The sequence below is a fragment of the Mesocryomonas lacus genome (assembly GCF_055730105.2).
Genome location: NZ_JBUZWF020000003.1, coordinates 254,325 through 275,509 on the forward strand (window position 1 = coordinate 254,325; position 21,185 = coordinate 275,509).

The following is a 21,185-nucleotide window of genomic DNA, read 5'->3' on the forward strand; positions in this document are numbered from 1 at the left end:
GGTCGCCAGCAGGCGAATGCTCTGGCGGGAAGCGGCGTGACAATCAGGACGCGCCGGGATCCTTCGATGCCAGGAGGTCCTGGATGTCGGCGAAGGCCGCTTCCCATTCGGTCGCCGGAAACGGCAGCAGGCCGAAGAACCGGAGGAAGAAGGCGCCTTCCGTCGCGAGAAAAGCCAGACGTGCGCGCCGTGCCGCCGGGTCGTCGGCGTGCAGTCCGGCCGCCTGCACCTGATACCACTGCCGCATGTCGGCGAGATGCTCCGGCGTCTGCAGCAGCAGTGCCAGCAGGCTGGCCGCCCGACGCTGGGTGTCCTCGTCTTCGCGGTGCGTCACCTCGACATGCGCGGCGACCCGCTGCGCGAGCGAGGGATCCTCTCCGGCGAGACCACGGGCGCGCTTGGCATAGTCCTGCATCCAGCGGCGCAGCATGGCGGCGATCAGTGCCTCCTTGGTGCCGAAGGACGATTGCACCCCGCCCTTGGTGATCCCCGCAGCCTTGGCCACTGCATCGATCGTCAGGGCAGCCGCACCCCGCTGCCCGACGATGTTTTCGGCGACGGCGAGCACCTTCTCCCGGTCGATCGTCTGACGTCGCCCCATCGGAACTTCTCCTTCGCACCATTTCAAACAGGTGCTTGAAAAATTAGAATACGTGCGTATTTCAAACTGGACAAGCGCTAGCGGGAAAGGATCGGCTTTTCCGGCCCGGCGGCGAAAACAGGGAGAAGGAGCGCGTCATGGCGTGGTTGTATCTGGTAGGGGCGGGATTGCTGGAGATCGGCTGGCCGGTCGGGCTGAAGATCGCCCAGACGCCCGAGACCCGCGGTGTCGGCCTCGCCATAGCCGCTGTCTTCATGGTGGCGAGCGGGTTGCTGCTCTGGCTGGCCCAGCGCGATATCCCGATCGGAACGGCCTACGCGATCTGGACCGGCATCGGGGCGGCCGGAACGTTCACGGTCGGCGTGATGATTTTCGGCGACCCGACGTCCATCGCCCGCTATGCCGGTGTGGCCCTAATCGTTGCCGGCGTCATCACCCTGAAGCTCGCCCATTGAGCCGCCGGGAGTAGCTGGCCGGAAACGCTGCCGGCTTACCATCCCCGCCGTCGCCGACGACCGCTGCAGGACAAAGGTTCAGAGCATGCCCAGACGCTTCATCGTCGATGTCCCCGGCGTCCCCAAATCTGCCTCGCCCATCTCGAACGCCGTGGTGGTCGGCAACACCTGCCACATCTCCGGACAGCTGTCGGTCTACGACGACGGCTACCGTGCGGCCACGGCGCGTGAAGAGGCGGAGCGGGCGTTCGAACTGGTGTTCGCGATCGTTACCGAAGCCGGTTTCACCCGGGAGGACATCGTCTACGTCGACATCGCCTTTGCTGATCTCGACGATTTGCCGAGCGTGAACGCTCTTTACGCTGAGCTGTTCGATCCACGCCCCGCCCGAACCATTTACGAGGCCGCCAGGCTGCCTTTCGGGGCAAGGATCAAGGTGCAGGCGATCGCGATGAAGGACTGATCCGGCAGACGAGCGGCCGGTGATACCCCGTGTTTCGGGGTGATGGGGGTATCAGAAGCGCCAGGGGCGGCGACGCTGCACTTACTCCGCCGGGATTTCCACTGGCTTGCCGTCTTTGTCGAGGGCAACCATGACGAAGATGCCCTCGGTGACCTTGACCAGTTCCCGGGTCAGATGCCGCTGCGCCCAGGCCTCGATCAGGATGGTGATCGAGCTGCGGCCGACCTTCTGGATCGTCGAATAGACCGACAGCGTGTCGCCGATCTTCACCGGCTTCTTGAAGGTCAGCGCATTGACCGCGACGGTGGCGACGCGGCCCCGCGCACGGTCGGCGCCGCTGAGGCCGGCGGCGAGGTCCATCTGCGAGATCACCCAGCCCCCGAATACGTCGCCGGCGGCATTGGCGTCGGCAGAAATCGCCGGAACGCGCATGGTCAGGTCGCCTTTCGGCATTTCGTCGGTCACGTCCGTCTCCTCATTACTCTGCCTGCGTAGCGAAAAGCCGGCGGCTTGCAAAGCGCAGGCGGCGTTCAGGATGTCGGCGGCCCCGTGACGGGCCCGGCGATGATCGCAAGGGCGGCGGCCCAGCCGCGCTGCCGGGAAAGGTTCACGCCCCAGTCGCCGGTGCCGAGCTGCGAGCGGCCGTAGATCATCAGGCCGCTGCCGCCGGCAAGGGTCTGCGCCTCCGCGTCGATCGTATCGGGGAAGCGCATGGCCGCCGTGCGGGCGACGTAGCGGCGGTAAGCGGGGCGGGTGCCGTCATCGACCCGAACCAGATTGCCGCTGTCGGCAAGCACCACGCTATCGAGCCGCCCCATCAGCACGGCGGGCGTATCTGCATAGATCGGCAGAGCGAGGTCGACGCTAATGCGGCAAAGTGCGGGAGAACAGGCGAGGCTGTCGGTCGGCCTTGTGCGGCGCTGCAGCGTCGCGAAATCCACCGCGCCCTGGTCTGCCGGACCGGCAATCCAGGTGTAAACCCGTTCCGGGCCGATCGCCATGAACCCAACGCTGGCGGCAATCGGCAACATCAGGAGGATCAGCAGCGAGCGAAGCGCTGTCTTGGCCGTCAAATCCGCCTCCCTCCGTCACGCGTCATGCCACAATCCATGTGCCGCGATGCCGATCATATCAGCTACTGCGGGAGGCCGCCGACGGATGCAATCGCCATCATCTGCCGGAGGGTCCCGGCAGCCCTGCCGTGAGCAGGTAGTCGGGCAGAGCGGCCATCGCGGCAATCCAGCGTCGGAGGTGGCAATTGCCGAAATCCTGCAGGCCGTGGAGGGCGATGATCGCGCTCTCCTCGCTCTGCAGGCGCTAGACTGAGCCGGGAGCGGGGCCCGATCCAATTGAAATGGGCAACGCCGCCCATCAGCTTAATTCATCGGTCTATGCCTGATCCGCGGCTTGCACCAAGTCCCTGCCGCGCTTACGGTTCGCCGGTTTTTGCAGGCGGGGTCGCCGCTGCAGACCTTGGAATCATGACAGCCGGAGCCGTTCCCATGGCATTTCTTGCCGCCGCCCTCGACCGCGTAAAGCCCTCCGCCACCATTGCCGTCTCGCAGAAGGCGCGCGAGCTGAAAGCCCAGGGTCGCGACGTCATCGGCCTCGGTGCCGGCGAGCCCGACTTCGACACGCCCGACAACATCAAGGCGGCGGCGATCGACGCGATCAACCGCGGCGAGACGAAGTACACCCCGGTCTCCGGCATCCCGCAGCTGCGCGAGGCGATCTCGAAGAAGTTCAAGCGCGAGAACAATCTCGACTACAAGCCCGAGCAGACCATCGTCGGCACCGGCGGCAAGCAGATCCTGTTCAACGCCTTCATGGCGACGCTCGACGAGGGCGACGAGGTCATCATCCCCGCGCCCTACTGGGTCAGCTATCCCGAGATGGTGGCGATCTGCAACGGCACCTCGGTGATCATCGAGACGACGATCGAGGCGAACTTCAAGGTGACGCCGGAGGCGCTGGAAGCGGCGATCACGCCGAAGACCAAGTGGTTCCTGTTCAACTCGCCGTCGAACCCCTCGGGCGCGGCCTATACCCGCAATGAGCTCAAGGCGCTGACCGATGTTCTGATGCGCCACCCGCATGTCTGGGTGATGACCGACGACATGTACGAGCACCTCGTCTACGGCGACTTCACCTTCACGACGCCTGCCGAAGTCGAGCCCGGCCTTTACGACCGGACCCTGACGATCAACGGCGTGTCGAAAGCCTATGCGATGACCGGCTGGCGCATCGGCTATGCCGGGGGTCCGCTGGCGCTGATCAAGGCGATGGACATGATCCAGGGCCAGCAGACCTCGGGCGCCTGCTCGATCGCGCAATGGGCGGCGGTCGAAGCGCTGAACGGCACGCAGGACTTCATCCCGAAGAACCGGGTGATCTTCGAGGGCCGCCGCGACCTCGTGGTGTCCATGCTGAACCAGGCGAGCGGCATCGAATGCCCGTCGCCCGAAGGCGCTTTCTACGTCTACCCCTCCTGCAAGGGCCTGATCGGCAAGAAGACCCCGGCCGGCAAGGTGATCGAGACCGACGAGGACTTCGTCTCCGAGCTGCTGGAGGCCGAGGGCGTCGCGGTCGTGCACGGTTCGGCTTTCGGCCTCGGCCCGAACTTCCGCATCTCCTATGCGACGTCGGAGGCCCTGCTGGAGGACGCTTGCTCGCGCATCCAGCGCTTCTGCTCTAGCCTGAAGAGCTGAGGCCGGCTCGGCAAGCCTCTCACGCCACTCAAAGATCAGACGGCGGCTCCGCGAGGGGCCGCCGTTTTTCGTTCTGGCTACGCAGTCTCCTTTTCGGCAGTCCGCCGGTTTGGTGTATTTTTCCCCTGTCGTTCAACGGGGAGTGGAAAGCATGCCGACTGTCCTGAATGCCGTCATCGATATCTCGCACCACAACAGACATCTGGATTTCGCCAAGATCAAAGAGGCCGGCATTGTCGGCGTCTTCCACAAGGCGACGCAGGGTCAAAGCAATGTCGACCAGACCTACGCCGCGCACCGTAAGGGTGCCGTTGCAGCAGGTCTCCTCTGGGGTGCCTACCACTTCGCGACCGGCAGCGACGGGGTGAAGCAGGCAGAGCATTTCCTCGATGTCGCCGAACCCGACGACAAGACCCTCCTCGTGCTCGACTTCCAGCCGAACCCGACCGGGCCCAGCATGGGGCTGGAAGAGGCGAGGGCCTTCGTCACCCATATAGAGGCGAAGCAAGGGAAGTTTCCCGGCCTCTACTCCGGCCACTACATCAAGCAATTGCTGGGCAACGGCACCGACAGCACCCTGGCGCAGTGCTGGCTCTGGCTGGCGCAGTACGGCCCGACACCGGTCGTGCCGCGGAACTGGAACACCTGGACGATGTGGCAGTACACCGACGGCTCGGTCGGGCCGGCCCCGCATGATGTGGATGGAGCAGGGCGCTGTGACCGCGACAAGTTCAACGGTGACGAGGCGCAGCTGAAACGGCTCTGGCTGCACTGAGGGCCGCAAGCCTCACCGGCACCGGGCTTCATCCGCGCGAAAACGCCGCCAAAGAAAAAGCCGGGTTCGCGAGAGCCCGGCTTAAAAAAGGATCTGCTGGCAGATCCTTGGGAGGAGACGCTCGAAGCGGTCCGGTGGGAGGAGGTGCCTTCCCGCGTTCGATGAGATGAGGCTACCAGTCCTGCCCGCCGCGACCACTGGCAAAATGACATGCCTGCCATGCGCCGCATGCATAGGAAATAGGCGGTTCAGTGAGCTGTCTGTTTGATGGGCACTCAATCTGCCAAGCACTGGTGCGTGGAAGTTTCCGCCACCGGTCGGGGTTCAGTACGACCAGGTCCGCGCCTTCGAGATCAGGAAGTCGCGAAAAACCTTGAGCTTGGCCGAATTCCTGAGCTGCTCGGGGTAGCAGAGATAGGTGTCGAAGGTCGGCATCTCCATTTCCGGCAGCACTTGGACCAGCTTGGAGTTCTTGTCGATCATGTAGTCCGGCAGCAGCGCGAGGCCGATGCCGCGCTCGATTGCCGCCTTGATCGACATGAGGTTGTTAATCTGCAGGATCGACGAGCGCGACTGGCCGTCCGGCAGCCCGACCGTTTCCAGCGTGTTGAGGTTGCGCAGGTATTGCGGCGCCGGTTCGCCGAAGGTGATCAGCCGGTGCTGGCTGAGGTCCTGCACCGTCTCTGGCGTACCGAAGCGCTGGAGGTAGGTGGGGGCGGCATAGACATGCAGGTGCACGGTGAACAGCCGGCGCTGGATGAGGTCGGGCTGCTGCGGCTGGCGCAAGCGGATCGCCGCATCCGCCTTGCGCATGGTCAGGTCGATTTCCTCGTTGTCGAGAACGAGCTGCAGCTCGAGTTCGGGATAGAGCTCGAGGAACTCCTTGGCGCGCTCGGTGAGCCAGCCGGAGCCTAGGCCGACGGTCGTCGTGACCCTCAGCCGGCCGGTCGGCTTCTCCCGCGTCTCGGTCAGCTGCATGCGGACCATTTCCAGCCGCTTCAGCACCTCCGCCGCGGTCTGGAATAGAAGTTCGCCTTGCTCGGACAGCACCAGCCCGCGGGCATGGCGATGGAACAGCGGTGCGCCGATCTCCTGCTCCAGCGAGGCGACCTGTCGGCTGATCGCCGACTGGCTGAGGTTAAGAACATCCGCGGCATGGGTGAAGGAGCCGGCCTCGGCTGCGGCATGGAAAATCCGCAGCTTGTCCCAGTCGAGCGCCATCCTGGTTTCTCCCTGCCTGCCAGCCTTATCGAGCCTTCGGCTCTTCGTTGTCCAGCCGACGTGTGCCGTACCGCAACGGTCAAGCCGCGCGTCCTGCATCCCGTTCCCTCCATCGTAGACCGCATCCAGATGGGGGGATCAAGGCACGACGGGCATAATCGATCGCCGAAGCCAGAGAAGCCGCTTCTAAAGCCTCTGGCGCGACGAAGCGGCCTTCACGGCTTGGCTTTCAGCCGGGCATCGAGACCCGCCAGGATCTTGGCGCCGATGGCGGAGTAGTCACCATCGAAATGGTGACCGCCCTCGGTGGGGATCAGCTCCACGCCGGACGCCTTGAGGTCGGGGCAAATCGTGTCGTCGTCCTCCGTGCCGTAGACGCACTGGATCAGCTTGGCGTCGATCTTGCCGACCTGGGCGACGTTCGAGGCGTCGTCGTCGTCGACCCCGAGCCAGCCCATGACCGAGATCTGAAAGTTGGCCGATTTCGACAAGGCCAGCAGCGAGAGCTCGGCGACCTTCGCCTTGTCGGCGGCCGGCAGCAGATTGTACGTGGTTGGCAGGACATCGGCGCCGAAGGAATAGCCGACCAAGAGCACGTGCTTCACGCCCCAGCGCTTGGTGTAGAACTCGATGATCCGCGAGAGGTCGGCGGCCGTCTCCTTGGGCGTGCGCTCCGACCAGAAATAGCGGAGGGCGTCGACGCCGATGGTCGGCATGCCCTCGTCCTGGAAGGCCTGGCCGATCTCCTTGTCGATGTCGCGCCAGCCGCCGTCCCCGGAGTAGATGATCGCCATCGTGTCGCGCGTCGGCTTGGTCTCGAGCACGCTCAGCGGCAGGCCGAGCTCGTCGGAGGCGCCGGTTTCCATCGCCGCGTCGATCGCGTCCGCGAGCGCTGCAGCCGCCGCATCGTCGCTCTCGGTGACGGTGATGTCGTCGTGCTCTTTGACCAAGGCTTCGACATGCGCGCGCCCGTCGGCCGGTGCTGTCGGCGTCAGGATGACGGTGACGGGGTCGGGCAGGTCGCCATCGGCCAGACCATAGGTCGAGACCGCGCCGGCCTGCTGGCGCACGGCATCGGTGCAGAGCTCCTTCGCCAGCGGGATGCCGCCTTGCGGATCGACGGCGATGGTGTGCTGGATGGTGGCGTCTGGCGTCTGGGCCGCGATCGCCAGCGCCAAAGCGCCGCCGCCGCCAAGGCCCGCCACGATCGGTAGATGGTAGATGCTGCCGCCGACCGACCGCTGGACCTGCTGGCTGAGGCTCTCGATGTCGGAGACCATGTAGACGCAGTCGTCCTGGTCCTTCTCCAGCGCGGGGTAGTATTCCTTGAGATCGATGCCGATGACGAAGGCACCTTTGGCCGACAGGTCATCCGCCAGCGTCGTCTCCGCTTGCGTCCAGCCGGCCTGATCCGACAGCAGCACGACCATCGCCTTCGCCTCGCCCTTCGGCATGACGATGTGCTGCGGCGGGATCATGCCATAGTCGAACGGGGCGGCGGTGCCGGCTGCAGCCGGTGCCGGGGCCGGGGCGACGGGGGCTGTCGGGGCGGTCTGCGCCAGGGCGGGAGCCGAGAGCGCAAGGAGCGCCGCGAGCATGCTGGAACGAACGGACATCACCTGCGCACCACTCCCTTGAAGCCGCCGCCGATCTGCAAGGTTACGTCCATCAGCGCGAGGGCGGGGCTGAGGCTGCCGGACGTCGTCATGTAGCGCGGCTTCCATTCCGGGTGGAATTTGGCTTTGAAGGCGCGCAGTCCCTTGAAGTTGTAATATTTTTCGCCGTGCTCGAAGAGCGTCGTGCCGATCCGGTCCCAGATCGGGGCGTGCCGGTTGCCGGACATTCCCGACAAGGGCGCCATGCCCATGTTGAACCGCTTGAAGCCGGCTTCTTTCAGGTACTCCAGCAGCAGCACGAACAGGAAGTCCATCGAACCGCCGGGCGCGTCCGGGTGGAAGCGCATCAGGTCGACCGAGGACTCGTCCTTGGTGTCGGTCACCATCAAGGTGGCGAAGGCGACGATATGGCCGTCCTTGCGCAGCACCGCGACCGGCTGTGCCTTGACGTAGGCCTCGTCGAACGCCCCGAGGGAGAAGGCCTTCTCGCTTGCCATGTGGCGTGCCAGCCAAGCGTCGGAGACGGCCTTCAGTTCGTCGTAAGCCGCGGGAACGTCTGGCTGCTCGATGACGGAGAACTCCAGCCCGTCGCGCTGGCCGCGGGTCTTCGCCTGGCGAAGGCCGGCGCGCTTGCCACCGGCAAGGATGAACTTGCTGAGGTCGATCATCGCGAGTTCGCCGAGCTTGAAGGCGCGCATGCCTGCGTCCGCATAGATCGACAGTGCTTCCGGGGAGACCTGGTAAAAGACGCCGCGGCAGCCGCAGCCATGCGCCATCTCGACGAACTGCCAGACAAGTTCCGGCCAGGCGTCGCGCGGCCCGATCGGATCGAAGAGGGCGAGCAGCGAGCGGTTGCGGCGGGCGTACATGATGAACGCCCGGCCGTCCTTGGAGAACAGCACACTCTTGTCGGCCATCCGCACCAGATTGCCGTCGGCGGACTCCTGCTGCCGCACGATCTCCGCTGCCCGGTCGATGTCGTCCTCGACGGGGTCTTCGATCCGCCCGATCGCCGGGCGCACCAGGCTCCAGATGGCAAGGCCGCTGGCAAGGATGGTGATGCCGAGCATGGCACGGAGGCTGCGCGGAGCCTCGGAGGTGAACTCGAACTGCCACCAGAGTTCGTTGCCGTATTCGACATCGCGGTAGACGAAGAGAAGGACGATCACGGCGCTGACGCAGATCGTCAGCATTGCGGCGATCCAGGGGCCGGTCAGCGCCTGGCGGAAGATCGAGGCTGGACGGCTGAACTCCTTGCGGGTGGCGATCAGCGCCAGCGCGAAGAACAGGAGCAGCGCCGCTTCGTGCACGGCGACCGCTTGGACCAGCGCCATCAACATTGCCGCGACCGTCGTCGTCAGCGCCACCAGCCACGCTCCGTCGAGCCGCTGGGCAAGGCCGCGCGCCATCACCAGGAAGACGAGGCCGAGAAGGCTCGTCAGGAAGTGCGCGCCTTCGACGATGAACAGCGGCACGACGTTCTGCAGGGCCTCGAGATCTGACGTCGGCGTCGGCGTGACGCTGGAGAGGATCAGCATCAGGCCGAAGACCAGCGACAGCGTCGCCAGCACCGGCGGGGCCAGCCGCCGGCCGGCGAGCTTGAGCTCGGTGCCCATGCTGGCGCTGAGCGCGCCGCGCAGTTCGGCGAGGCTGACGAAGACCGCCGCGCAGAGCAGCGGCAGGAGGTAGTAGATTACGCGGTAGAGGACCAGTGCGCCGAGCACGCGGTCGATGTCGACGGCGCTGCCCAGCGCCGCCACGATCACCGTCTCGAACACGCCGAGACCGGCCGGCACATGGCTGAGCACGCCGATGGCGATCGCCACCGCGTAGATGCACACGAAGGTGGGGAAGCCGATATCGGTCGGCGGGAGGAGGACGTAGAGCACCGCGCCGGACGCGCAGACGTCGATGACGGTCGCCGCGAACTGGCGCAGCACCAGCGTCCGGGAGGGCAGTCGGAAGCCGAAACGGCCGAGACGTACAGGGTGGCCGTCGCGGCCGATGACCGCGAGCGCGACGACGGGCAGGAGACCGACAACGGCCAGAAGGCGCAGCGTCAGTGGCGGCAGGCCGAGATAGGGTGAGACCGTTCCGGCGATGAACAGGACGCCGAGCGCCGACAGCGTCAAAAGGCCGAGGCCGAAGGCGACGGTGACGAAGGCGATGACCTTGGCGATCTCCTCCGGCGTCAGGCCGAGGCGGGTGTAGCCGCGGTAGCGGATGGCGCCGCCCGAGAGCGGGCCGAAACCGGCGGTATTGCCGACTGCATAGGCGCAGAGCGCCGTCGCGGCGACCGCGGGATAGGAGAGTTTCCGGCCAACATAGGAGAGCGCGCCGACGTCGTAGAAGGTAAGGCTGACGAAGCTGACGAGCGTGAAACCGATCGCCAGCGCCACCGCGGGCCAGCCGGTGGCATCGAAAGCCGCGATGACGTCATCGTACCGCACTTCAGACGTCAGGCGCATCAAGGCGAAGGCGGCGATCGCCAGGACCGCCACGACGGCGGCGATGCCAAGGATCGAGCGGTGCGCGGAAAGCCACTCCCCGGCAAGGGAAAGGCGCGAAGCGGGGACTGCGGCCGACGGCTCCGGATTGATCGACGTGTCGGTGGAACTCATCAAACCCCCTTCGACCGGCTGCTCCGCCGTTCGATCCTTGCCCGGCCGGTTGCCCGCCCGGACCTGCGCTCAGCGGTTCGGCTAATCGCAGACGCGCCATTGCATCGGAGGAAGGTAAGGCGGAATTACGGTGCGGCGCCCCGCTGCAGGACGCTCCGACGGCCGATATAGCAAACCACGCGAGGTGCGAAGCTTGATTTCGATCGCAAGGATTAATGTCTGGCTACTAAACGACGTGGTCGTTTAATGCCGAGCTATTCGGCGGCCTGCCGTTCCTCGTCCATCGCCGCGGCGGCCACCCACTTTTCGGCTTCCAGCGCGGCCATGCAGCCGAGCCCCGCAGCGGTTACCGCCTGACGGAACACGTCGTCGGCAACGTCGCCTGCGGCAAACACGCCGGGTACCGAGGTCTGCGTCGTGCCGGGCTCGACCCAGAGATAGCCTGAGTCCTTCTGCCGCAGCTTACCGGTGAACAGTTCGACCGCCGGGGCGTGGCCGATGGCGACGAACACGCCATGCGTCGGCTTCTCTGTCAGGGCGCCGGAGATGCGGTCGCGGAGGCGGATGCCGGTGACGGACTTCATCGGCGTCGTCGTGCCGAGGATCTCGTCGACCTCGGCGTTCCAGATGACGTTGACATTGTCCTTGGCGGCAAGCCGTTCGCGCAAAATTCGCTCGGCCCGGAAACTGTCGCGGCGGTGGACGACGGTGACCGAACTGGCGATGTGCGAGAGGTAGAGCGCCTCCTCGACCGCCGTATTGCCGCCGCCGACGACGACGACATCCTTGCCGCGGTAGAAGAAGCCGTCGCAGGTCGCACAAGCCGAAACGCCGAAACCCTGGAAATGCTGTTCGGAATCGAGGCCCAGCCACTTGGCCTGGGCCCCGGTCGCGATGATCAGGGAATCGCAGGTGTAGACCGTGCCGCTGTCGCCGCGCAGCCGGAAGGGCCGACGGTCGAGATCGACCTCGACGATGAGGTCGCTGGCGAATTCGGTGCCGACATGCAGCGCCTGCGCCTTCATCTGCTCCATCAGCCACGGGCCTTGGATGGGGTCGGCGAAGCCAGGATAGTTCTCGACGTCGGTGGTGATGGTCAGCTGACCGCCTTCCTGCAGGCCGGCGACGAGCAAGGGCTTCATCATCGCCCGCGCGGCGTAGATCGCCGCGGTGTAGCCGGCGGGGCCGGAACCGATGATCAGGACGGGGGCGTGGCGCTCGGTCATCTGCAACTCGGACAAGGAGAGGCGGGACGCCTTGAAATGGCCGTGCGGTCGGGCGCTTTCAAGGCTGGCGTCTTCCATAGCCGGGGGCACCGGCACTGACAACACGACAGCCGGCGGAAGCGGTGGAGGAGACGGTCCGCTTGCGGCCGGGAGATCGCTGGATGGCGACCGCCCGGTGAAGGCGGGAAGGGTTTCGCTCCCCCGCCATCCCGGCTAGAGGAGGGCAATCACCGAGGCGACCGATCCTGATCCTGCCTGAATGGGGCCCCATGCCGAGCCACAGCCCGCCGCCGCTTTCGCAAGGGGAAGCCGAGCTTCTGCCGGGTGGCGATGCTGCCGGGGCGCGATCGCCGGTGCGGAGCGTCTTCATCAATCTTGGGCGCGCGGCTGAGCGGCGCCAGTTCATGGAGCGCCAGGGCGAGCGGCTGGGGTTGCGGCTCGAGCGAATGGCGGCGGTCGAGGCCGCCGAGATCACCGATGCCACGGCGGCAAGGATTGGCCGCTCCTGGGAGCGCCCGCTGACCAAGCCGGAGCTCGGCTGCTTCTTGTCGCACCAGGCGCTGTGGCGCGAGATCGCTGATGGCGTGGACCCCGTGCTGGTGCTCGAGGACGACGTGATGCTGTCGCCACGGCTGCCGAGCCTTCTCGACCAGGTGGCGGGCCTTGCCGGCGTCGATCTCCTGAACCTCGAGAATTTCGAACGCCGGCGCTTCCTCACCGGCGAGCGGCGCAAGCTCCGCGATGGCCTATCCGTGCTCGGGGTCGCGCGCGACAAGTCCGGCTCGGCCGCCTATCTGCTCTGGCCTGCGGGCGCGCGCAAACTGCTGCTCCGGGCGGAGCGCGGGGCTGCCCCGGTCGACGCCTTCCTGCATGGCCTGAAGGCACTCGCCTCCTTCCAGGTCGAGCCGGCGCTAGCGATGCAGATGCATCTCCTGGCGGAGCGTGGCCTTCCCGTGCCGATCCCGACGGCAACGTCGATCCAGGTCCCGCGCGGGCGGCTGCCGGCGACGCGGGAGAACCTGCCGTTCCACCTCCGCCGCGCAGCGACACAGTTCCGGTTGTTGGAGGAGCACGCCCGGCGGGTGCTCGGCCATCGCTACCGGCTGGTCGACATCGTCGAGGCCGAGTTTCAGCTGCCGGCGGACCACAGCCCCTCGTAGACGGCCCCGATCTCCGCGGCCTCGCGCGACAGTGGAAACTTGGCCTGCACATGCGAAAGGGCTGCAAGGCCCGCTGCATGACGCAGGGCGCTGTCGGCAAGGTACGGCGCGATCGCGGCCGCCATGGCGCCGACATCGTCGACCGGCACGACAGCGCCGGTCACACCCTCGACGATCAACTCGCGAAATGCGCCGGCGTCCGAGGCGACGACGGGCGTTCCGGATGCCATCGCCTCCAGCGGCGTCAGCCCGAAGCCCTCGTTGCGGGGCGGCGCGACGTAGAGGTCAAAACGCTGGAACCAGCCGGCGATGTCATCGACCTCGCCGACGAAAAGAATGCGCTCAGTAAGTCCCGCTTTGGTGACCTTATCCCGCAGTTCCCGCTCGAAGTCCGCGTGTTCGGCCGTCGTTCGCCCCGTGACGACCGCCGTCCATTCGGGCTGCTGCGGCAGCAGCGCGATCATCGCGGCGACGAAGACGTCGGTGCCCTTCTGGTGCCGGATCCGGCCGGAACAGCCGACGACCAGCCGTCCCTCGAGTTTTCGCAGGGCCGGGGAGGGCGCTGCGCGCGGGACCGGCGAGAAGGCGTCGAGGTCGATGCCGTGCAGGATGACCGTTGCAGGCCGCTCGAGAAAGGCTGCGCTGCGGCCGCTGGTGGCGATGATGGCGTCCATGCGGCGGATCAGGAAGCGGGTCCACACGGTATGGCGCCGCTGGGCGGCGGAGGTGAAGACGAGCTTCAGCCGCATGCGCAGGAGATCTCGCAGCACGAGACCGCCGAGCATCTCGGTGTTGCGGCGGGCATGCCAGATGCGGAAGGGCCGGCGTGCCGGCTTCGACCACAGGCCGAAGAGCTGCGGCCAGCGCAGCTTCGGCAGGTGATCCGGCAGGCCAGGGCCGAGCGTGGCGATGCCGATCGACTGGCGCTGCAATGGCACCAGCTGGATGATCGTCGAGGTGACGCCGGACAGGCGGCGCTTGAAGTTCGGGGCAATCACCTCGACGTCGCGGATATCCATCAAATCATCTCGTCCGGCTCGGGCGATCTCCCGGGAAGGAGAGACCCGCGCCTTAGCGCTGGCCCCAGCGCAGCTCGATGATCTCGTAGGAGCGCGCGCCGCCGGGCGCCGCCACTTCGACCGTGTCGCCTTCACCCTTGCCGATCAGGGCGCGGGCGATCGGCGAGGAAATCGAGATGCGACCTTGCTTCACGTCGGCTTCCTGGTCGCCGACGATCTGGTAGATCTTCTCTTCCTCGGTATCCTCGTCGATCAGCTTGACCGTCGCGCCGAACTTGATCTTCTCGCCCGACAGCTTGGCGACGTCGATCACCTCGGCGCGCGCGGTGAAGTCCTCGAGCTCGGAGATGCGGCCCTCGTTCAGGCTCTGCGACTCCTTGGCCGCGTGATACTCGGCATTCTCCGAGAGGTCGCCGTGCGCGCGGGCTTCCGAAATCGCCGCGATGATACGCGGACGTTCCTCCTGCTGGCGGCGACGCAGCTCTTCCTTGAGCGTCTCGAAGCCTGCACTCGTCATCGGGACCTTTTCCATGCCCTCACCCTTTCAGACCGCCGGCCCTCGGGCCGGTGATCACTTTTCGATCGACCGGGCGAAGCCCGGCGCACAAAACAAACCGGTCCCGGGCGGAAACCCGACCGGAACCAGCGGCAAATCAAGATTGGCGGCCCTGCGAAGCCGCACGGGAGAATGATGCGGCGGACCCAGCCGCCTGTCAAACATCCCGTTCTATAGACGGACAAGTATGGCAGTCAGCCGCCGCGCCAAGGCCTGCCGGCCGAGCGAGTTTCCCCGCCTCGGCCGCAGCGGCCGATTCAAGCGGCGGTGAAGTAAGACTGCAAGGACCGCACTTCAAGACTTCCCGCCTTCAAGGCCTCAATCGCCTCGGAGGCCGCGATCATGCCGGCGAGCGTGGTGTAGTAGGGCACCTTGTGGATCAGCGCGGCGCGGCGCAGCGAACGCGAATCCGACAAGGCCTTGGCGCCTTCCGTGGTGTTGAAGACCAGCTGCACCTGGCGGTTCCGGATGGCGTCCTCGATGTGCGGGCGGCCTTCGAGCACCTTGTTGATCTTCTCGGCCGCGATTCCTTGCTCGACAAGATAGCGCTGCGTGCCCCCGGTCGCGACGATGCGGAAGCCGAGCCCGAAGAGCTTGCGGATCGGCGCCAGCGCCCGCTCCTTATCGCCGTCGCGCACCGAGATGAACACCGTCCCCGCAGTCGGCAGGTCGATCGAGGAGCCGAGCTGCGACTTGGCGAAGGCGACGGCGAAGCTGGTGTCGAGGCCCATGACCTCGCCGGTCGAGCGCATCTCCGGCCCGAGCAGCGTGTCGACGCCGGGGAAGCGCGCAAACGGGAAGACCGCCTCCTTGACCGCAATGTGCTTCAGCGTCCGCCAGTTCGGCTTGCCGCCATAAGCCGCGAAGGCGTCGTCGAGGCTCTCGCCGGCCATGATGCGCGAGGCGATCTTGGCGATCGGCGAGCCGATGGTCTTGGCGACGAAGGGCACGGTCCGCGAGGCCCGCGGATTGACCTCGAGCACGTAGATCTCCTCGCCCTTGATGGCGAACTGCACGTTCATCAGGCCGACGACCTTCAGCGCGATCGCCATCTCGCGGGTCTGGCGCTCCAGCTCGTCGACGATCGCGTCGGACAGCGAATGCACCGGCAGCGAGCAGGCACTGTCGCCGGAATGGATGCCGGCCTCTTCGATGTGCTCCAGGATGCCGGCGACAAAGGTGGTGGTCCCGTCCGACAAGCAGTCGACATCGACCTCGATAGCATCCGACAGATAGCTGTCGATGAGCACCGGCGACTTGCCGGAGACGACGACCGCTTCGGTGATGTAGCGCTCGAACTGCGGTCCGTTGCGCACGATCTCCATCGCGCGGCCGCCGAGCACGTAGGACGGGCGGATGACGACGGGATAGCCGACGCGCTCGACGATGACGCGGGCCTCGTCGACCGAGCGGGCGATGCCGTTGTTCGGCTGGCGCAGCTTCAGGTCGTTAAGGAAATGCTGGAAGCGGTCGCGGTCCTCGGCGAGATCGATCGCGTCGGGCGAAGTGCCGAGGATCGGAATGCCGGCCTTCTCCAGGCTTTCGGCCAGCTTCAGCGGCGTCTGGCCGCCGAGCTGCACAATCACGCCGTGCAGCGTGCCGCGGCTTTGCTCGAGGCGCAGGATCTCCAGCACGTCCTCGCCGGTCAGCGGCTCGAAGTAGAGCCGGTCGGAGGTGTCATAGTCGGTCGAGACGGTCTCGGGGTTGCAGTTGACCATGATCGCCTCATAGCCCGCATCCTTCAGCGCGAAGGCGGCATGGCAGCAGCAATAGTCGAACTCGATGCCCTGGCCGATGCGGTTGGGACCGCCGCCGAGGATCACGACCTTCTTGGCGTCCGACACGTCGGCTTCCGAGCGCAAGGCGCCGGCGAAGGGCCGCTCATAGGTCGAGTACATGTAGGGCGTCGGCGAGGCGAACTCGGCCGCGCAGGTGTCGATGCGCTTGAACACCGGATGCACGTCGAGCTTGGCGCGCTGGGCGTAGACGTCCTCTTCTTCCTTGCCGATCAGCGTGGCGAGGCGGGCGTCGGAGAAGCCAACCGACTTCAGGAAGCGGAAGTTTTCGGCGTCGTCCGGCAGGCCGTGCTTGCGCACCTTGGCTTCCAGGTCGATCAGCGACTTGATGCGGGCGATGAACCAGGGATCGATCTTGCAGGACTGGTGTACCTGCTCTTCCGACGTGCCCATGCGCAGTGCCTGGGCGACCATCAGCAGGCGGTCGGGCGTCGGCGTGCCGAGCGCGGCGCGGATGGCGTTCTTGTCGTCGCCCTCGCCGATGCCGGGGATCTTGATCTCGTCGAGGCCGGTGAGGCCGGTCTCGAGGCCGCGCAGCGCCTTCTGCAGCGATTCCTCGAAAGTCCGGCCGATCGCCATGACCTCGCCGACCGACTTCATCGCGGTGGTCAGCAGCGGCTCGGCGCCGGGGAATTTCTCGAAAGCGAAGCGCGGGATCTTGGTGACGACGTAGTCGATCGACGGCTCGAACGAGGCGGGGGTCGCGCCGCCGGTAATGTCGTTGTCGAGCTCGTCCAGCGTGTAGCCGACGGCGAGCTTCGCGGCGATCTTGGCGATCGGGAAACCGGTGGCCTTGGAGGCCAGCGCCGAGGAGCGAGAGACGCGCGGGTTCATCTCGATGACGACGAGGCGGCCGTCCGCCGGGTTCACCGCGAACTGGACGTTGGAGCCGCCGGTCTCGACGCCGATCTCGCGCAGCACCGCGATCGAGGCGTTGCGCATCACCTGGTATTCCTTGTCGGTCAAGGTGAGTGCGGGCGCGACGGTGATGCTATCGCCGGTGTGGACGCCCATCGGGTCGATGTTCTCGATCGAGCAGACGATGATGCAGTTGTCCGCTTTGTCGCGGACGACCTCCATCTCGTATTCCTTCCAGCCGAGGACGCTTTCCTCGATCAGCACTTCGGTGGTCGGCGAGGCGTCGAGGCCGCCCTCGACGATCTCGAAGAATTCGTTGCGGTTGTAGGCGATGCCGCCGCCGGTGCCGCCCATGGTGAAGGACGGGCGGATGATCGCGGGCAGGCCGACCTCTTCGAGCGCCGTGGCGGCAGCGGCGAGCGCGCGGCCCATGTAGCGCTGCTTGCGGTCGCCTTCGCCGGCGATCCAGTCCGCTTCGAGCTTGGCGAGGATGGCCGTGCGCTCGGCCTCGTCGGTGACGCCGGAGAGGATCTGCGCCTTCTTCTCCTCCTGCGCCTTCTTGTCGGCGCTCTTCGCTTCCGTGGCGTTGGCGAGCAGCGACTTCGGCGTCTCGAGGTTGATGCGCTTCATCGCCTCGCGGAACAGGGCGCGGTCCTCGGCCATGTCGATGGCGTCGGCATCGGCGCCGATCATCTCGACATTGTACTTGTCGAGGACACCCATCCGGCGCAGCGACAGCGCCGTGTTCAGCGCGGTCTGGCCGCCCATCGTCGGCAGCAGCGCGTCCGGCCGCTCCTTGGCGATGATCTTGGCGACGACTTCAGGGGTGATCGGCTCGATATAGGTCGCGTCGGCGAGGTCCGGGTCGGTCATGATCGTCGCCGGGTTGGAGTTGACCAGGATGATCCGGTAACCCTCTTCCTTCAGCGCTTTGCAGGCCTGGGTGCCGGAATAGTCGAACTCGCAGGCCTGACCGATGATGATGGGCCCCGCGCCGATGATCAGGATGGAGCGAATGTCTGTCCGTTTCGGCATGGCGGGTCTTTCCTCGGCGTCCAGTTTCCGCGCGAAAATACGGTCGCGCAAAACGCGACCGCTCGGGGGCTTGGAAGATTCTTCAGGCTAAGGCCGGCTTATAGGCAAAAGACGGCGGAAGCGAAAGGGCAGAAAGACAGCCGGCATCCCGAGGCGCCGCCTGCCAGACGCTCTTGCCGATGCCGGCTGAAGATCCGCGGTTTTCCCGCGCCGGGCTCAGCCCTTGGCTGCGGGCTTTGCCGTTGTGGCCCTGGCCTTCGCCCGCGGCTTTGCCGGTGGCTTTTCCGCTTTCTCGGTCGCATCCTTCTCGGGCGCGGTTTCCGCTACCGCCGCCGGCTCGTCCGACGGTGCTTCGGCGGGTTCGATCGGCTCAGGCGGGGAAATCGTCTCGGCCATCCGGCCATCATAGGACGTGTAGCCGAGCGTCACGGCAAGGCAGGCGAGCTCGACCGTCTTCGGGATCTCGACCGGCTTGCCGTCCCGATCGCCCTTTTCATAATACTGGATGACGCGCTTCTTGAGGCCGAGCTTCTCGGCGGCGTCCTTTTGTTTCCAGCCAAGCGCCTTGCGCCAGCTCCGAAAATCTTCCGCTTGCATCTGAGCTCCCAGCCCTGTTGTCATGCCATGGCGCGGCGCAGCCGAGGGCCGCTGCCGCAGGCCTTTCCAGATGCCGGACGGGGCGACAAGCCCCAGTTCAGCGATCTCCGCTATATATGCACGAAGTGCGCCTTTATGTCCATTGACACGGCGCACGAAGTGCACATTATGGTCACTATTGCCTCTTCGCATTCCCGCATGAAGCCGTCCGCCGACCGCCTGTTCCGGGCCCGGCGTATCTCTCCGTTTTGAGAAAGGCATGTCCATGCTTGTCGATATCATCCTCGCCCGAAGCGCCTATGGCGGGGATCGCGACCGCGATGATCTCCACCGCCACGCCACCTTCTATTGCGGCCTGCGGCTGTTCGTCCGCCGGCTTCTGAGGCTGCATAGATGAGGTTCATGAAAGACTGAAGGCGCCCGGGGTGACCCGAGCGCCTTCATTGTAAACAGCGGTTTTGAGGAGCCGGTCAGGCTGCCTTGTGCGCGTCGATCAGCTCGAAGAAGCGGTTGAACAGGTAGTGCGAGTCCTGCGGGCCGGGCGAGGCCTCGGGATGGTGCTGGACCGAGAACACCGGCGCGCCCTTGACCTTGAGGCCGCAGTTCGACTGGTCGAAGAGCGAGATGTGCGTCTCTTCGACCGTCTCCGGTAGCGAACCGGACTCGACCGCGAAGCCATGGTTCATCGAGACGATCTCGACCTTGCCGGTGGTGAAGTCCTTCACCGGATGGTTCGCGCCGTGATGGCCCTGGTGCATCTTGGAGGTCTGGCCGCCGAGCGCCAGCGCCAGCATCTGGTGGCCGAGGCAGATGCCGAACATCGGCACGCCGGTGTCGATCAGCCCCTGGATGGTCGGGACGGCGTAGACGCCGGTCGCCGCCGGATCGCCAGGACCGTTGGACAGGAAGACGCCGTCGGGCTTGTGCGCCATGACCTCTTCCACCGTCGCGGTCGGCGGCATCAGGATCACCCGCGCGCCGCGGCCGGTCATCAGGCGCAGGATGTTGCGCTTGGTGCCGTAGTCGATGGCGACGACGGTGTAGCGCGGCTCTGCCTCGCTGGCATAGCCGACGTTCCACTCCCAGGGCTTCTCCTCCCAGACCACGGACTGGCCGGTGGCCACATCCTTGGCGAGGTCTAGGCCGACGAGGCCAGACCAGGCCTTCGCCCGCGCCTTCAGCGCTTCGACGTCGAAATTGCCGTCGGGATCATGGGCGATCACCGCGTTCGGCATGCCGTTGTCGCGGATGTGGGCAGTAAGAGCGCGGGTGTCGATGCCCGACAGCGCTATGACGCCGCGCTTCTTCAGCCAGGCATCCAGATGACCGGCCGACCGATAGTTCGAGGGCTCGGAGACCTCGGCGCGCAGGATGCAGCCGACCGCGCCATGCGCGTTCGCCGGCACCATGTCCTCGGTGTCCTCGTCGTTCGCGCCGACATTGCCGATGTGCGGGAAGGTGAAGGTGACGATCTGCTTGGCGTAGGAGGGATCGGTCAGAATCTCCTGGTAGCCGGTGAGCGCGGTGTTGAAGCAGACCTCGCCCTCGGTCGCGCCGATCGCCCCGAGGCCGTCCCCCTCGATGACGGTGCCGTCGGCGAGGACCAGCAGCGCGGTCGGTTTGCGTTTCGTCCAGCCTTCGGTCATCGCGGTGCCCTCTCGGTGTATAGTCCTGCGGGGAAGGGCGTCCCTGCCGGGGCGGGAAAGCCAGGCAGACACGCGCGGTCGGGCGCAGGAAGAATGTGCATCCTGCGGGATATCAACCTTCCCCGTGCGAACTGCAAGTCTCTTGCGCGGGTTTCCCCGTCACTCTACATCGCGGACCGACACGCTGGCATGGCCGCAGGCGCCGGGGCGCGACACTCCGGCCGGGCTCTGCGGCCCGCCGGACAAGGCGGCGGCGCTTGCCCGCGGCCGCAGCAAGAACAAGAACCAAGAACAAGAACAGAGCCGAGGAGGCCACCATGCGCGACACGATCACCAATGCCCTAAAGGACGCGATGAAGGCCGGGGACAAGACCCGCACCGGCACGCTGCGGCTCGTCAACGCCGCGATCAAGGACAAGGACATCGCCAACCGCGGCTCGGGCCGCGACGCCGCGAGCGAGGACGAGATCGTTCAGATCCTCGGCAAGATGACGAAGCAGCGCGAGGAGTCGGCGAAGATCTACGAGGACAACGCGCGTCCGGAACTTGCCGCCAAGGAGCGCGAGGAGATCGCCATCATCGCCGATTTCATGCCGCAGCAGATGGCCGAGAGCGATACCGAGGCGGCGATCGCCGCGGTGATCGCCGACATCGGCGCCGCCGGCATGAAGGACATGGGCAAGGTGATGACCGCGCTGAAGGAGCGCCATGCCGGGCAGATGGATTTCGGCAAGGCCAACGGCGTGGTCAAGCGCCTGCTGAGCTGACACGCGCCGTCGATGCTGCCGGTCGGTTCGCCCCGGCAGCATCGCCTGTGCCAGGTGTTGAGGGT

The 21,185-nt window shown here is 66.1% G+C and carries 19 protein-coding genes; 7 read left to right on the forward strand and 12 right to left on the reverse strand.

What is annotated here, in order from left to right:
* Nucleotides 1–43: 43 nt before the first annotated feature.
* Nucleotides 44–601 carry a TetR/AcrR family transcriptional regulator gene (locus tag ACZLZQ_RS11060; protein ID WP_472949407.1) on the reverse strand — a complete coding sequence of 186 codons (558 nt, stop codon included), beginning with the start codon at nucleotides 599–601 and terminating at the stop codon, nucleotides 44–46.
* Nucleotides 602–738: 137 nt separating this feature from the next.
* Between ACZLZQ_RS11060 and ACZLZQ_RS11065 the strand changes: the two genes are divergently transcribed.
* Complete coding sequence (locus ACZLZQ_RS11065; protein WP_472949408.1) at nucleotides 739–1,056, forward strand: DMT family transporter; 318 nt, start codon at nucleotides 739–741, stop codon at nucleotides 1,054–1,056.
* Between the two features lie 85 nt (nucleotides 1,057–1,141).
* Nucleotides 1,142–1,519, forward strand: a complete 378-nt coding sequence (locus ACZLZQ_RS11070; protein WP_472949409.1) for a RidA family protein — start codon at nucleotides 1,142–1,144, stop codon at nucleotides 1,517–1,519.
* Nucleotides 1,520–1,600: 81 nt separating this feature from the next.
* On the opposite strand, the gene ACZLZQ_RS11075 is transcribed toward ACZLZQ_RS11070, so the two are convergent.
* Both ACZLZQ_RS11075 and ACZLZQ_RS11080 read right to left on the reverse strand, forming a co-directional pair.
* Entirely contained in the window at nucleotides 1,601–1,972 is a 372-nt protein-coding gene (locus tag ACZLZQ_RS11075) for an acyl-CoA thioesterase (RefSeq protein ID WP_472949907.1), read from the reverse strand.
* A gap of 77 nt (nucleotides 1,973–2,049) precedes the next feature.
* On the reverse strand, nucleotides 2,050–2,592 hold the full coding sequence (locus ACZLZQ_RS11080; protein WP_472949410.1) for a hypothetical protein: 543 nt from the start codon (nucleotides 2,590–2,592) through the stop codon (nucleotides 2,050–2,052).
* Nucleotides 2,593–3,021: 429 nt separating this feature from the next.
* Between ACZLZQ_RS11080 and ACZLZQ_RS11085 the strand changes: the two genes are divergently transcribed.
* Both ACZLZQ_RS11085 and ACZLZQ_RS11090 read left to right on the forward strand, forming a co-directional pair.
* The gene (locus ACZLZQ_RS11085; protein WP_472949411.1) at nucleotides 3,022–4,227 is read left to right on the forward strand and encodes a pyridoxal phosphate-dependent aminotransferase; all 1,206 of its coding nucleotides are present in this window, start codon (nucleotides 3,022–3,024) and stop codon (nucleotides 4,225–4,227) included.
* A gap of 151 nt (nucleotides 4,228–4,378) precedes the next feature.
* The gene (locus ACZLZQ_RS11090) at nucleotides 4,379–5,002 is read left to right on the forward strand and encodes a glycoside hydrolase family 25 protein (protein ID WP_472949412.1); all 624 of its coding nucleotides are present in this window, start codon (nucleotides 4,379–4,381) and stop codon (nucleotides 5,000–5,002) included.
* A 324-nt stretch (nucleotides 5,003–5,326) separates the two neighbouring features.
* Here ACZLZQ_RS11090 and ACZLZQ_RS11095 read toward each other — a convergent pair whose 3' ends face one another.
* The 4 genes from ACZLZQ_RS11095 to trxB all read right to left on the reverse strand — a co-directional run bounded on the left by ACZLZQ_RS11095 (nucleotide 5,327) and on the right by trxB (nucleotide 11,686).
* On the reverse strand, nucleotides 5,327–6,223 hold the full coding sequence (locus ACZLZQ_RS11095) for a LysR family transcriptional regulator (RefSeq protein WP_472932937.1): 897 nt from the start codon (nucleotides 6,221–6,223) through the stop codon (nucleotides 5,327–5,329).
* 215 nt (nucleotides 6,224–6,438) lie between these two features.
* Complete coding sequence (locus ACZLZQ_RS11100; RefSeq protein ID WP_472949413.1) at nucleotides 6,439–7,839, reverse strand: virulence factor family protein; 1,401 nt, start codon at nucleotides 7,837–7,839, stop codon at nucleotides 6,439–6,441.
* On the reverse strand, nucleotides 7,839–10,460 hold the full coding sequence (gene mprF / locus ACZLZQ_RS11105; RefSeq protein ID WP_472949414.1) for a bifunctional lysylphosphatidylglycerol flippase/synthetase MprF: 2,622 nt from the start codon (nucleotides 10,458–10,460) through the stop codon (nucleotides 7,839–7,841). The genes ACZLZQ_RS11100 and mprF overlap by 1 nt, the downstream gene beginning before the upstream one ends.
* 254 nt (nucleotides 10,461–10,714) lie before the next feature.
* Nucleotides 10,715–11,686, reverse strand: coding sequence for a thioredoxin-disulfide reductase (trxB, locus tag ACZLZQ_RS11110; RefSeq protein WP_472932932.1), 972 nt, complete (start codon nucleotides 11,684–11,686; stop codon nucleotides 10,715–10,717).
* Nucleotides 11,687–11,955: 269 nt separating this feature from the next.
* Here trxB and ACZLZQ_RS11115 point away from each other — a divergent pair, with 269 nt between their 5' ends.
* Nucleotides 11,956–12,846: a glycosyltransferase family 25 protein gene (locus tag ACZLZQ_RS11115; RefSeq protein ID WP_472949415.1), complete on the forward strand. Its 891-nt coding sequence runs from the start codon at nucleotides 11,956–11,958 to the stop codon at nucleotides 12,844–12,846.
* Here ACZLZQ_RS11115 and ACZLZQ_RS11120 read toward each other — a convergent pair.
* The 4 genes from ACZLZQ_RS11120 to ACZLZQ_RS11135 all read right to left on the reverse strand — a co-directional run bounded on the left by ACZLZQ_RS11120 (nucleotide 12,816) and on the right by ACZLZQ_RS11135 (nucleotide 18,974).
* Nucleotides 12,816–13,868: a glycosyltransferase family 4 protein gene (locus ACZLZQ_RS11120; protein ID WP_472949416.1), complete on the reverse strand. Its 1,053-nt coding sequence runs from the start codon at nucleotides 13,866–13,868 to the stop codon at nucleotides 12,816–12,818. The two genes, ACZLZQ_RS11115 and ACZLZQ_RS11120, sit on opposite strands and share 31 nt — an antisense overlap.
* Before the next feature lie 49 nt (nucleotides 13,869–13,917).
* Nucleotides 13,918–14,397, reverse strand: a complete 480-nt coding sequence (greA, locus tag ACZLZQ_RS11125; protein ID WP_472932926.1) for a transcription elongation factor GreA — start codon at nucleotides 14,395–14,397, stop codon at nucleotides 13,918–13,920.
* Between the two features lie 281 nt (nucleotides 14,398–14,678).
* On the reverse strand, nucleotides 14,679–18,110 hold the full coding sequence (gene carB / locus ACZLZQ_RS11130) for a carbamoyl-phosphate synthase large subunit (RefSeq protein WP_472949417.1): 3,432 nt from the start codon (nucleotides 18,108–18,110) through the stop codon (nucleotides 14,679–14,681).
* A 216-nt stretch (nucleotides 18,111–18,326) separates the two neighbouring features.
* A complete protein-coding gene (locus ACZLZQ_RS11135) occupies nucleotides 18,327–18,974 on the reverse strand; it encodes a helix-turn-helix domain-containing protein (RefSeq protein WP_472949418.1) in 648 nt (215 codons plus the stop codon).
* Here ACZLZQ_RS11135 and ACZLZQ_RS11140 point away from each other — a divergent pair.
* Complete coding sequence (locus tag ACZLZQ_RS11140; RefSeq protein ID WP_472949419.1) at nucleotides 18,973–19,104, forward strand: hypothetical protein; 132 nt, start codon at nucleotides 18,973–18,975, stop codon at nucleotides 19,102–19,104. The genes ACZLZQ_RS11135 and ACZLZQ_RS11140 overlap by 2 nt on opposite strands.
* Before the next feature lie 73 nt (nucleotides 19,105–19,177).
* On the opposite strand, the gene carA is transcribed toward ACZLZQ_RS11140, so the two are convergent.
* Entirely contained in the window at nucleotides 19,178–20,353 is a 1,176-nt protein-coding gene (gene carA, locus ACZLZQ_RS11145) for a glutamine-hydrolyzing carbamoyl-phosphate synthase small subunit (RefSeq protein WP_472932918.1), read from the reverse strand.
* Between the two features lie 317 nt (nucleotides 20,354–20,670).
* On the opposite strand from carA, the gene ACZLZQ_RS11150 reads away from it, so the two are divergent.
* The gene (locus ACZLZQ_RS11150) at nucleotides 20,671–21,120 is read left to right on the forward strand and encodes a GatB/YqeY domain-containing protein (protein WP_472949420.1); all 450 of its coding nucleotides are present in this window, start codon (nucleotides 20,671–20,673) and stop codon (nucleotides 21,118–21,120) included.
* The last annotated feature ends 65 nt before the right edge of the window (nucleotides 21,121–21,185 follow it).

Coding starts and splice junctions, on each gene's coding strand:
- ACZLZQ_RS11060 (WP_472949407.1), bottom strand. CDS start 601: ATGGGGCGACGTCAGACGATCGACCGGGAGAAGGTGCTCGCCGTCGCC.
- ACZLZQ_RS11065 (WP_472949408.1), top strand. CDS start 739: ATGGCGTGGTTGTATCTGGTAGGGGCGGGATTGCTGGAGATCGGCTGG.
- ACZLZQ_RS11070 (WP_472949409.1), top strand. CDS start 1,142: ATGCCCAGACGCTTCATCGTCGATGTCCCCGGCGTCCCCAAATCTGCC.
- ACZLZQ_RS11075 (WP_472949907.1), bottom strand. CDS start 1,972: ATGCCGAAAGGCGACCTGACCATGCGCGTTCCGGCGATTTCTGCCGAC.
- ACZLZQ_RS11085 (WP_472949411.1), top strand. CDS start 3,022: ATGGCATTTCTTGCCGCCGCCCTCGACCGCGTAAAGCCCTCCGCCACC.
- ACZLZQ_RS11090 (WP_472949412.1), top strand. CDS start 4,379: ATGCCGACTGTCCTGAATGCCGTCATCGATATCTCGCACCACAACAGA.
- ACZLZQ_RS11095 (WP_472932937.1), bottom strand. CDS start 6,223: ATGGCGCTCGACTGGGACAAGCTGCGGATTTTCCATGCCGCAGCCGAG.
- ACZLZQ_RS11100 (WP_472949413.1), bottom strand. CDS start 7,839: ATGTCCGTTCGTTCCAGCATGCTCGCGGCGCTCCTTGCGCTCTCGGCT.
- mprF (WP_472949414.1), bottom strand. CDS start 10,460: ATGAGTTCCACCGACACGTCGATCAATCCGGAGCCGTCGGCCGCAGTC.
- trxB (WP_472932932.1), bottom strand. CDS start 11,686: ATGACCGAGCGCCACGCCCCCGTCCTGATCATCGGTTCCGGCCCCGCC.
- ACZLZQ_RS11115 (WP_472949415.1), top strand. CDS start 11,956: ATGCCGAGCCACAGCCCGCCGCCGCTTTCGCAAGGGGAAGCCGAGCTT.
- greA (WP_472932926.1), bottom strand. CDS start 14,397: ATGGAAAAGGTCCCGATGACGAGTGCAGGCTTCGAGACGCTCAAGGAA.
- carB (WP_472949417.1), bottom strand. CDS start 18,110: ATGCCGAAACGGACAGACATTCGCTCCATCCTGATCATCGGCGCGGGG.
- ACZLZQ_RS11140 (WP_472949419.1), top strand. CDS start 18,973: ATGCTTGTCGATATCATCCTCGCCCGAAGCGCCTATGGCGGGGATCGC.
- ACZLZQ_RS11135 (WP_472949418.1), bottom strand. CDS start 18,974: ATGGACATGCCTTTCTCAAAACGGAGAGATACGCCGGGCCCGGAACAG.
- carA (WP_472932918.1), bottom strand. CDS start 20,353: ATGACCGAAGGCTGGACGAAACGCAAACCGACCGCGCTGCTGGTCCTC.
- ACZLZQ_RS11150 (WP_472949420.1), top strand. CDS start 20,671: ATGCGCGACACGATCACCAATGCCCTAAAGGACGCGATGAAGGCCGGG.